General features: G+C 70.3%; 8 protein-coding genes. 4 read left to right on the forward strand and 4 right to left on the reverse strand.

What is annotated here, in order from left to right:
- The first annotated feature begins 119 nt into the window (after nt 1-119).
- Nucleotides 120-470: a DUF2794 domain-containing protein gene (locus ACTB72_RS17535; RefSeq protein WP_463038301.1), complete on the forward strand. Its 351-nt coding sequence runs from the start codon at nt 120-122 to the stop codon at nt 468-470.
- A 67-nt stretch (nt 471-537) separates the two neighbouring features.
- Here the strand turns inward: ACTB72_RS17535 and rnr are convergent, their stop codons facing one another.
- The 4 genes from rnr to ACTB72_RS17555 form a co-directional block, all read right to left on the reverse strand.
- Entirely contained in the window at nt 538-2796 is a 2259-nt protein-coding gene (gene rnr, locus ACTB72_RS17540; protein WP_463038302.1) for a ribonuclease R, read from the reverse strand.
- A 13-nt stretch (nt 2797-2809) separates the two neighbouring features.
- Nucleotides 2810-3772, reverse strand: a complete 963-nt coding sequence (locus tag ACTB72_RS17545) for an alpha/beta hydrolase family protein (RefSeq protein ID WP_463038303.1) — start codon at nt 3770-3772, stop codon at nt 2810-2812.
- Nucleotides 3769-6591, reverse strand: coding sequence for a type I DNA topoisomerase (gene topA / locus ACTB72_RS17550; protein ID WP_463038304.1), 2823 nt, complete (start codon nt 6589-6591; stop codon nt 3769-3771). The genes ACTB72_RS17545 and topA overlap by 4 nt, the downstream gene beginning before the upstream one ends.
- A 119-nt stretch (nt 6592-6710) precedes the next feature.
- The gene (locus ACTB72_RS17555) at nt 6711-7223 is read right to left on the reverse strand and encodes a hypothetical protein (protein ID WP_463038305.1); all 513 of its coding nucleotides are present in this window, start codon (nt 7221-7223) and stop codon (nt 6711-6713) included.
- Between the two features lie 232 nt (nt 7224-7455).
- Between ACTB72_RS17555 and ACTB72_RS17560 the strand changes: the two genes are divergently transcribed.
- From ACTB72_RS17560 to ACTB72_RS17570, 3 genes are all read left to right on the forward strand, one after another.
- Complete coding sequence (locus ACTB72_RS17560; protein WP_463038306.1) at nt 7456-7863, forward strand: cupin domain-containing protein; 408 nt, start codon at nt 7456-7458, stop codon at nt 7861-7863.
- A 108-nt stretch (nt 7864-7971) separates the two neighbouring features.
- Nucleotides 7972-8979: a porphobilinogen synthase gene (gene hemB, locus ACTB72_RS17565; RefSeq protein ID WP_463038307.1), complete on the forward strand. Its 1008-nt coding sequence runs from the start codon at nt 7972-7974 to the stop codon at nt 8977-8979.
- A gap of 255 nt (nt 8980-9234) precedes the next feature.
- A complete protein-coding gene (locus ACTB72_RS17570) occupies nt 9235-10377 on the forward strand; it encodes a PQQ-dependent sugar dehydrogenase (RefSeq protein WP_463038308.1) in 1143 nt (380 codons plus the stop codon).
- The last annotated feature ends 303 nt before the right edge of the window (nt 10378-10680 follow it).

Here is a 10680-nt window from a genome sequence, read left to right on the forward strand (position 1 = left end):
CCGCGCCCCGCCGCGCGGGCGGGCGGCGACGGCCTGGCGCCCGGGTCGTCGCGCGGTTCCCGTCAATTGCCGCACGCGCGACGCTTGATCTCCGCGCCCGCCCGCGTCATGATTCCCGAATGCTCCGCGTGGTTCACCCAGCAGGCGCGCCTGCGCCGCAAGCCCATGATCGCGTCGCCTTCCAGAGGCGGGAGCTTTCGGCGATTCTCGGCGTCTACGGCCGCTTCGTCGCGGCGGGGGAGTGGCGGGACTACGGGCTCGACATGCTGCGCGACGTCGCCGTGTTCTCGATCTTCCGCCGCTCGACCGAACACCCGATCTATCGGGTGGAAAAGCGACCCCGCCTCGCTGCGAAGCAGGGCCAGTATTCGGTGATCGCCATGGACGGGCGAATCCTGAAGCGCGGCCACGACCTCGAGCAGGTGCTGCGCATATTCGATTCGAAACTGATCCGCGTCGTCGAGGACTGAGGCTCAGCCCTCCCCCGCCAGCGCCGCCGCGCCCGGGCGAAGACCACCCTCGCGCCGGCCACGGGGCTCAGTGCCGGCGCGGCTTGCGCTTGGACTTGGCCCGCGCGATCCCGGCCCCGCCGATCTTCTTGCGCGGCGCCATGTTGCGGCCGCGGGGGCGCGGGCCGGTCTCGCCCTCCACCTCCAGCAGCTCCAGCAACAGGCCCCCGGTCACCGGCACCGCCTCCTGCAGGCGCACCAGCACCCGCTGGCCGAGGCCGATGACCCGGCCCGAATCCTCGCCGGTCAGGGTGTGATTGTCGGCGTCATGCCGGAACCATTCCCGCCCCAGCGAGGCGATGGGGATCAGCCCGTCGGCCCCGGTCTCGTCCAGCTTCACGAAGAGCCCGAACCGCGCCACCCCCGCGACCCGCCCCGCGAACTCGTTGCCGATCCGGTCCGAGAGATAGGCCGCGAGATAGCGGTCGTTGGTGTCGCGCTCCGCGGTCATCGAACGCCGCTCGGTGAACGAGATATGTTCGGCCGTCTCTTTCAGCCCCTCCATCTCCTCGCCTGTCTGACCGTCATTCCCCCAGCTATGGGCGGCGATCAGCGCGCGATGCACGACCAGGTCCGAATAGCGCCGGATCGGCGAGGTGAAATGCCCGTAGGCCCGCAGGTTCAGCCCGAAATGCCCGAGATTGTCGGGCGAATAATAGGCCTGGGTCTGGGCGCGCAGCACCGAGAGGTTGACCAGCTCGGCGAAATCCGTCCCCGCCGCCTGCCGCAGCAGCCGGTTGAAGAGCGCGGGCTTGGGCGTCTGGCCGCGGGCCAGCGCGAAACCGCACCCCTCCGCCACTTCGCGCAGCGCATCGATCTTCTGCTCGCCCGGCGTCTCATGCACGCGGTAGAGCAGCGGGCGGCGCCTGGCCTCCAGCGTCTCGGCGGCGCAGACATTGGCGAGGATCATGAACTCTTCGATGAGCTTGTGCGCTTCCAGCCGGTCGCGGAAGCCGACCGCCGCCACATTGCCGGCCTCGTCGAGCTTGATGCGTCGCTCCGGCAGGTCCAGTTCCAGCGGCTGGCGGCGGTCTCGGGCCTGCGAGGCGCAGTCGTAAGCGGCGTAGAGCGCGGCGAGCACGTCCAGATGCGGCTCCGTCGCCGCATCCGGGGTCCCGTCCGCGGCGGCCTGGGCCTGCTCATAGGTCAGCGAAGCCGGCGACCGCATGATCCCCCGGTGAAAATCATGGGTGGCGATGGCCCCGGTCTCGTCCAGCACCATGCGCAGCGCGATGCAGGGCCGGTCCTCGCCTTCGACCAGCGAGCACAGATCCGCCGACAGCGCCTCGGGCAGCATCGGCACCACGCGGTCCGGGAAATAGGTGGAGTTGCCGCGCTTGATCGCCTCGCGATCGATGGAACCGCCCGGGCGGACGTAATGGGCGACGTCGGCGATGGCGACCCACACGATATGGCCGCCCGGATTGGCCTTGTCGGGGTCGGGCATGGCGCAGACCGCGTCGTCATGGTCGCGCGCGTCGGCCGGGTCGATGGTGATGAGGGCGAGATGGCGCAGATCTTCGCGCCCCTTCAGCCCCTCGACGGGGAGGGCTGCCTCGGCGGCGGCCTCGACCTCCTCGGGAAACGCGTCCGGAATGCCCTGCTCATGGATCGCGATCAGCGAAAACGTCTTGGCCGTGCCCGGCGCGCCGAGCCGCTCGGTGATCCGCGCCTTCGGCAGCGCCAGCGCACGGCGGCGCTGCGGCCCGTCCGAGAGCTGCTCGGCCTCGACCAGTTCGCCATTCTCCGCATCGCCCGCGTCGCGCGGCAGGATCACCCATTCGCGCTGATCGCCCTTCGCGACCGGGATCAGCCGCCCTGCCCCGTCATGGGCGCGGCGGAAAATGCCCAGCATCCGCCGGGGCCCCGCGCCGATGCGCTTGATGACCGAGCCCAGATACTGGTGATCCTCGCCGGTCACCGGCTGGACGCGGGTCAGCAGCCGGTCGCCCTCGCCCGGCGCCGGGCCCTTGCCGGACAGGATCAGGATGCGCGGCGCGGGCTCGTCGCGGTCCCAGTCCTGGGGGGTGGCGAAGAGATCGCCGTTGGAATCCGGGGGGCCGGCGATCAGCACCGCCACCGGGGGCAGCTGGCCGGGGGCGGCGAAGGATTTCTTCGCGCGGCGCTCGATCACGCCCTCGTCGGCCAGTTCGTTGAGCATCCGCTTCAGCTCGATCCGCTGGGCGCCTTTCAGGCCGAAGGCGCGCGCAAGCTCTCGCTTGCCCGCCTGGTCGGGATTTTCACGGATGAAGGCGGCGAGACGGTCTTTGTCGGGAAGCTGGCTCATGCATCGCGCGGTATCATGGACGGGGCCGGCCCGCCAGCCACAGGAACATCTCGGCGATCGTCGCGCTCGCGTCCGGGGTGGGCGCAGGCGGGCCGAGCCCGTCGCCGTTGCGCCCCTGATCCGGCGCGCCGGGCCAGCGATGCCCGGCCTCGGGCAGACCGTAATGCACCAGCGGCGCGGCGCAACGGCGCCATTCGCGGCGCACCGGCTGGGGGCCGGGATCCGGCTGGCCGGTGCGGCGCGGCGCGGTCTCGGGATCCCCGCAGCGGTTCATCGCGGCGACCGAGGACAGCGTGCGCGACACGGAAGAGGTCGTGCCGAGGCCCGCGCGCCATCGCGGCGGGCGCTGGCCGCCGGCCCAGGGATGGGCCGGATCCGCGCCGCCGTTGAAGATCACCAGGGGCGTCGGCGCGCCGGCGCCGCAGGTCAGGCTCGGCGGCCAGCCCGCCATGACCGCCGCCGCGCCCGCCGCGAGGCCCGGCGCTTCGCAGAGCGCGCGGAACAGGAACGAGCCGCCCTCCCCAAACCCCACCAGAAAGATCCGCGCGGGGTCGGCCAGCCCGCTGGCGACGAGCCGCGCCGCCAGATCGCGCAGGAAGCCCACGTCATCCATGTCCAGCGCTTCGCGCCCGTCGACCAGCCGGCGCCCGGCGTTCCATTCCCGCTTGAGGCCCTGCGGATGCACCAGCGTCCACCCGGCCTGGCGCAGCGCGTCGATCCGGTCGAAACCGTCGAGCGCGCGCATCTGGCCGGGGGTCGAGAGGCGGTCGTGAAACACGATGATCGCGGGGGGCGGGGCTGCGTCGGCGGCGCGGGGGATGGGCGAGAGCTCGACCAGCGCGCGCCGGGCGACGCCGCCGCTTTCGAGCTCAAGCTGTTGGGTCGCCTCGGCTTTAGGCGCGGAGAGCGCGGGCGACAGGGAAGCTGCGAGCGCCAGCAGCGCCGCCCCGCCCCATCGCGCCGCGCAGCCGATCAAAACGCCACGTCGTCGTCGTCCGCCTTCGCCTTGGCGGGGGCCTTCTTCTTCGCGGCGGGCTTCTTCGCCGCGGCTTTCTTGGCCGGCGCCTTCTTGGCCGGCGCGTCGCCCGCGCCCTCGGCCTTCGCCTTGGCCGGGGCTTTCTTTGCGGCGGGCTTCTTGGCCGCGGCTTTCTTGGCGGGCGCCTTCTTGCTCTTGCCGGCCTTGGCCACCACCAGTTCCAGCGCCTGCTCCAGCGTCACATCCTCGGGCGCCACGTCCTTGGGGAGGGTCGCATTGACCTTCTCCCACTTCACATACGGCCCGTAACGCCCTGGCATGACGGAGATTTCACCGCCGTCGGGATGAGCGCCCAGCACCTTGATCGGCTCGGCCGCCGCGCCGCGCCCGCCCCGCCCGAGCGCCTTCTGCGCGATCAGGTCGACGGCGCGATTGATCCCGATTTCAAAGACTTCCTCGGAGGTCTTCAGGTTGGCGTAGATCGCCTTGGGCGCGGTCTTCTCACCCTCCGGCTTGTTGGGCTGGTGCATCACATAGGGCCCGTAACGCCCTATGCCTGCTTCGATTTTCCCACCCTCAGGATGCTCGCCGATCGGCCTGGGCAGCGACAGCAGCGCCAGCGCCTTCTCCAGCTCCACATCGCTCGGCGACAGGCCCTTGGGCAGCGAGGCGCGTTTGGGCTTGGGGTTTTCCTCGGTCAGCTCGCCGAGCTGGACATAGGGGCCGAAGCGCCCCGACCGCAGAGTCACCGCCACGCCATCGTCGTTGTGGCCCAGCAGCTTGCCGTCCGGACCGATGCCGCCTTCGCCTTCGCCGTCGCCGCCCATCGGGCGGGTGTAACGGCACTCGGGGTATTCGGAGCAGCCGATGAACGCCCCGCCCGACCGCGCGGTGCGCAGGCTGAGCCGGCCCTTGCCGCAGTTCGGGCAGAGCCGCGGATCCGAGCCGTCGCCCTTGTCGGGGAAGAGATGCGGGGCCAGCACCTCGTTGATCGTTTCCAGCACTTCGGTGATCCGAAGCTCGGCGGTGTCGGCGATGGCGGCGTGGAAATCCTTCCAGAAGTCCGCCAGCAGCGCCTTCCAGTCCATGCGCCCGTCGGAGACGATGTCTAGGTTCTCCTCCAGCTTCGCGGTGAAGTCGTAGGAGACGTAGCGCTGGAAATACCTTTCCAGGAAGATGGTTACGAGCCGACCTTTATCTTCAGGATAAAGACGGTTCTTGTCCTTGCGGACATATTCCCGGTCCTGGATCGTGGTGATGATCGAGGCGTAGGTGGACGGACGCCCGATGCCGAGCTCCTCCATCCGCTTGACCAGCGTCGCCTCAGTGTAGCGCGCGGGGGGCTGGGTGAAGTGCTGCTGGGCCATCACCGCGCCTTCGCCCGCGAGCATCGCGCTCTCGGCCCGGGTCATCGCCGGCTCGGCCTTCGGGTTCTGCCCTTCGGTCGCCTTGGCGAAAGCGCCGAAGAAGGCGCCCGTCGCAAGCGGCGTCGCCTCGCCCTGCGACAGCGCCGGCAGGCGGCCGTCCTCGTCGTCCTCGGGCTCGTCGCGGCCTTCCTCGTAGACCGCGAGAAAACCGTCGAACACGATCACCTGGCCGGTGGCGCGCAGGCCGACCTCATTGTCGGCCGACCGGATCTCGACCGTGGTCCGCTCCAGCTTCGCGCCCTCCATCTGGGAGGCGAGCGTGCGCTTCCAGATCAGGTCGTAGAGCTTCTTCTCATCGCCGCCCATGTCGCCCAGATGCGCCGCGTCGCGGGTCATCTCGGTCGGCCGGATGCATTCATGCGCTTCCTGAGCGTTCTTCGCCTTGTTCTTGTAGAACCTTGGCTTTTCCGGCACGTACTTCGCGCCGAACCGGTCGGAGATCGCCGAACGCGCCGCCTGGATCGCCTCCGGCGCCATGTCGATGCCGTCGGTCCGCATATAGGTGATGTGGCCGGCCTCATAGAGCCGCTGGGCCGCGCGCATCGCCTGCTGAGCGCCCATGCCGAATTTGCGCGACGCCTCCTGCTGGAGCGTCGAGGTCATGAAGGGCGGCGAGGGGTTGCGCGACCCCGGCTTCGCCTCGACCGACATCACCGTCAGCGTCGCCCCGCGGGACGCCACCGCGGCCACCGCCATCTCGGCCCGCGTCGCCGTCTCCAGCGTCATGCGGTCGATCTTCTTGCCCGACAGCTCGGTCAGACGCGCCTCGAACTCGGCCCCGCGCGCGGTCTTGAGCATCGCGCGGATCGACCAGTATTCGCGAGCCTTGAAGGCCTCGATCTCCATCTCCCGGTCGACGATGACGCGCAGCGCAACCGACTGCACGCGGCCCGCGGACCGCGAGCCCGGCAGCTTGCGCCACAGCACCGGCGACAGGTTGAAGCCGACCAGATAATCCAAGGCACGCCGGGCCAGATAGGCCTCGACCAGCTCCATATCGATTTCGCGCGGCGCGGCCATCGCCGCCTCGATGGCGGTTTTGGTGATGGCGTTGAACGCCACCCGCTTGACCGGCGTGTCCTTCTTGATCGCGCGGCGCTTCAAGAGCGCCTCCTGCAGATGCCAGGAAATCGCCTCCCCCTCGCGGTCGGGGTCGGTCGCGAGGATCAGCGAGGGATCGTCGGCGAGCGCGTCCGCGATGGCGCGAACGTGTTTCTGGGCCTTGGCGTCGATCTCCCAGATCATCTCGAATCCGTTGTCGGTGTCGACGGATCCATCCTTCGGCGGCAGGTCGCGGACATGCCCGTAGGATGCCAGAACCGTGAAGCCCGGGCCCAGATACTTGTTGATCGTCTTGGCCTTGGCCGGAGATTCGACGACGACGACGGCCATGCGGACGGTGCTCCTGCCCCAGGGGATTCAGTGGTCGGGGACCATGTGTGGGCAGGACGGGGCTTGTCAATCGCAACGCAGCGAAGCGCCGCGGCCCCGGCCCGCCCGCTTCCGAGGGGTCAGTAGACCCGCAGAAGGATGCGATCCTGGTTGAGCCAGGTCAGCAACGCCACCGCGAGGAACACCGCCAGCATGCCGCCGAACTGGTTGGCCGTACGTCGGCGCAGGAAGCCCGCGAGCAGCGTCTCATAGGGGATGTCGTGGAGATGCGGCGCGATGCGGCGGGCCTCGGCCAGTTGCAGCGCGAAGATCGCCGAGGCCGGCGCGAGCAGGAGGAAGAGGCCCGTGGCCGCCTCGCTGGACCCGAACGCGCCCCATACCGCCAGCCCCGCCAGCACGAACCCCGCGACCCCGGCGCCCCAGATCCCCCAGCGCGCGGCGCCGGCGTCGATCAGGCCGATCATGCGGCGCATCAGGCGGTCGGCGATCTCGGCGTCCTCGCCGCCATGGCGTTGGGCGCGGCGCAGCACGTCATAGGGCACGCCATGGGTGAAATGGCTGGCGATCGACCAGAACACCGCAGTCAGCATCCAGTACCAGAGCGAGAAGAAAGCGCTGTCGTCGAAGGTCATCCGTTGGGCGAAGCCCCTGTTCCCGCGGTTTGGGCGCGCCCCGGAAGGGCGCGACGCGGCCCGGCCGCGGGCCCGGTCGGGCGGCGGACGACGCGCCTCGCCGTTTATGTCCGCGATTCGACCGCTTCGCCAGAGGCGCGGGGCCGCGGCGGCGCTGGCGCGACGGGGCGAAGCCGCATTACCATGCGGCAGCCGCGGCGCACGACCGCGGGTGACCGACAGGGAGAGCGTCATGTCATTCCTCCGCATCCGGCCCGCGCCGGCGATCTTCGCAGGCGTCATCGCCCTGCTCGTCGCCGGCGCGGCAGAGGCCGAAGGGCCGCTCATCCGCACCGAGCTCAACCGCGCCGATCTGGCCGCCAGCCCCGATTACGAGGTGATCGTGGCCCGGCTCGAAATCGCGCCGGGCGGCACGGTCCCGCGCCATACCCATCTGGGGGACGAGCATCTTTACGTGCTGGAAGGCGGCGACCTGACCACGCCGGACGGCAAGACGGTGGCCTTCAAGTCCGGCATGGCGCTGAACTTTCCGCGCGGCGTGGCGCATGGCGGCCTGACCGGCGCGGGCCCCGGCACGGTGGTGCTGATCACCACCCACATCGTCGAGAAGGGTCGCCCGCTCAACATCCCCGCCGACTAGCCCCCCTGACGCCGCGCGCGGCCCGCCGGACGGAATGTCCGCCGGCCGCATGGAAATCCGCGCGCGGACGTGCCATTCCGATTCCGACAGATTACCGGAGGACCCCCGATGAGCCCCGCTCGCCTCGCCCCGTTCCCCTTCACCCGCCCGCGCCGCCTGCGCCGCGCCGGCTGGATCCGCGACCTGGTGCGCGAGACGCGGCTGCGGCCCGAGGATCTGATCTGGCCGATGTTCGTGATGGACGGCCAGGACGCCGAGACGCCGATCGCGTCCATGCCCGGCGTCTCCCGCCTCACGGTCGACCGCTGCGTGGAGGCGGCGCGGCGCGCGGCGGATCTGGGCATCCCCTGCATCGCGCTCTTCCCCTATACCGACGCCTCGGTGAAGACGCCGGGCGCGGAAGAGGCCTGGAACCCCGACAACCTGGTCAACACCGCCACCCGCGCCATCAAGCGCGCGGTTCCCGGCCTCGGCGTGCTGCTCGACGTCGCGCTCGACCCCTACAATTCCGACGGCCATGACGGGATCGTGCGCGACGGCGTGATCGTGAACGACGAGACCCTGCTGGCGCTGGAAAAGCAGGCGTTGGCGCAAGTCGAGGCCGGCTGCGACATCCTCGGCCCCTCCGACATGATGGACGGCCGCATCGGGGTGATCCGCCGCGCGCTGGAGGAGCACGACTTCCAGGACGCGATGATCATGTCCTACGCCGCCAAATACGCCTCCGCCTTCTACGGGCCGTTCCGCGACGCGGTCGGGGCCTCGGGCGCGCTGAAGGGCGACAAGAAGACCTATCAGATGGACTTCGGCAACACCGACGAAGCGCTCCGCGAAGTGGCGCTGGACCTGGAGGAGGGCGCCGACATGGTCATGGTCAAGCCCGGGATGCCCTATCTCGACATCTGCCGGCGGGTGAAGGACACCTTCCAGGTGCCGACCTTCGCCTACCAGGTTTCGGGCGAATACGCGATGCTGGCCGGGGCCATCGCCAACGACTGGATCGACGGCGACAAGGTGATTCTGGAAAGCCTCGGGGCCTTCCGCCGGGCCGGCTGCGACGGGATTCTGACCTATTTCGCCCCGCAGGCGGCCGAGCTGCTGGAAGCAGGCGCCTGAGGGCGGCCCGACCGGCCGCCGCGGGCCCGCGCGGCGGCCGGTCGGGGCGTTCGAGCGCCGGATCCGACGCCAGGTAAGCTCTCAACGGCGTCTCAGCCCGTTTACGTCAACCAATTGTGGCGCCAGCGAATTCCGGCCCGCGACCTTCGATGCCGCCCACCGGCGCCAGGTCAGGTTTTGAGGCGAAACCCCTTGCCTTCCCGGACTTTCGGCCGAGATCGTCTTGGACTGAAACCAGAAGAACGGAGGTCAGACATGCACCGTCGACCTGGCGCAGAAGCCTTCGCGGCCATCATCGCAGCCTCCCTGCTCAGTCAGCCGGCAGGGGCCGAGGTTTTCAACAGTTCCGCCGGGCTCGTGCAGGTCGCGACCGTGGGCGAGGCGTTCGAACATCCCTGGTCGCTCGCCTTCCTGCCCGACTTCCCGCAGACCGGCTCGATGCTGGTCACCGAGCGGCCCGGCCGCCTGGTGCTGATCGAGCGCGGCGTCCGGCACGGCATCGCCGGCCTGCCCGCCATCGCGGCCCGAGGGCAGGGCGGGCTTCTGGACGTGGCGCTCGCCCCCGATTTTTCGCGCACCGGGATCCTCTACCTGACCCATTCCGCCCCCGGCGCCAAACCCGGCGCGACCAACACCATGGTCACCCGCGCCGTTCTGGACCGCGACGCGTTGGCCCTGCGCAACGTCCGCGCGGTGCTGCGCATGACCTCCAACGACAGCGCCGACCGGCATTACGGCGCCCGCCTCGCCTTCGCCCCGGACGGCACGCTTTACGTCACCATGGGCGAGCGGGGGAACAGCGCCTCCGCCCAGGACCCCGACAGCCATAACGGCAAGATCCACCGGATCACCGCCGATGGGGGCATCCCCGCCGACAATCCCTACGCCAATGGCGGCGGGCTCGCCTCGATCTGGTCGCTGGGCCATCGCAACCCGCAGGGCGCGGCCGTGCATCCCCGCACCGGCGCGCTGTGGACCGTGGAGCATGGCGCGCGCGGCGGCGACGAGGTCAACCGCCCCGAGGCCGGCTTCAACTACGGCTGGCCCGCGATCTCCAACGGCATGCATCATCCCGGCGCGAAGCTCGGCGAGGGCGCCTCCGCCCCCGGTTTCGCCCGGCCGGTGCATGGCTGGGATCCGTCGATCGCGCCCTCGGGCCTCGCCTTCTACGACGGCACCCTGTTTCCCGAATGGCGCGGGGACCTCTTCGTCGGCGCGCTCAAGCCTCAGCTGCTGATGCGCCTCGAGATCGAGAACGGCGAAGTGGTGGCCGAGGAACCGCTCTTCGAAGGCGCCTTCGGACGGGTGCGCGACGTGCGCGTCGGGCCGGACGGGGCGCTGTGGTTCCTGACCGACTCGCCCCAGGGCCACCTGCATCGCGTCTCCCCGATGCTGTGATCGGGGCTTTGACCGGGCCGCGGGATGACGCGGACCCAGCCCTCCGGATGGTCCCCGTTTCTCCCCGCTCACGGAAGCGCCAGACCCTGCCCTGATCGCGGGACAAGATCGCCCGGGCGCCCTATGATCGCCGCGGCGGCCGGACGGGCGCGTCGCGGATGGGTCGCGACGCGCGGCGCCCGGCCCTTCGCGGCCGACCTTGGGCGAACCACCCGACCCGACGCCGCGATGCAATCACGCGCAAGGGGCAAGCCGGCGAAGCTCGGCCCCCCGGCAGGATCAGGAGCAGTCCCCCGTGGCCAT

Source organism: Albimonas sp., assembly GCF_055129145.1.

What these genes read in the sequence shown, in the direction of transcription:
- ACTB72_RS17555 (WP_463038305.1), bottom strand. Translation starts at nt 7,223, where the DNA reads ATGACCTTCGACGACAGCGCTTTCTTCTCGCTCTGGTACTGGATGCTG.
- rnr (WP_463038302.1), bottom strand. Translation starts at nt 2,796, where the DNA reads ATGAGCCAGCTTCCCGACAAAGACCGTCTCGCCGCCTTCATCCGTGAA.
- ACTB72_RS17560 (WP_463038306.1), top strand. Translation starts at nt 7,456, where the DNA reads ATGTCATTCCTCCGCATCCGGCCCGCGCCGGCGATCTTCGCAGGCGTC.
- ACTB72_RS17535 (WP_463038301.1), top strand. Translation starts at nt 120, where the DNA reads ATGCTCCGCGTGGTTCACCCAGCAGGCGCGCCTGCGCCGCAAGCCCAT.
- topA (WP_463038304.1), bottom strand. Translation starts at nt 6,591, where the DNA reads ATGGCCGTCGTCGTCGTCGAATCTCCGGCCAAGGCCAAGACGATCAAC.
- hemB (WP_463038307.1), top strand. Translation starts at nt 7,972, where the DNA reads ATGAGCCCCGCTCGCCTCGCCCCGTTCCCCTTCACCCGCCCGCGCCGC.
- ACTB72_RS17570 (WP_463038308.1), top strand. Translation starts at nt 9,235, where the DNA reads ATGCACCGTCGACCTGGCGCAGAAGCCTTCGCGGCCATCATCGCAGCC.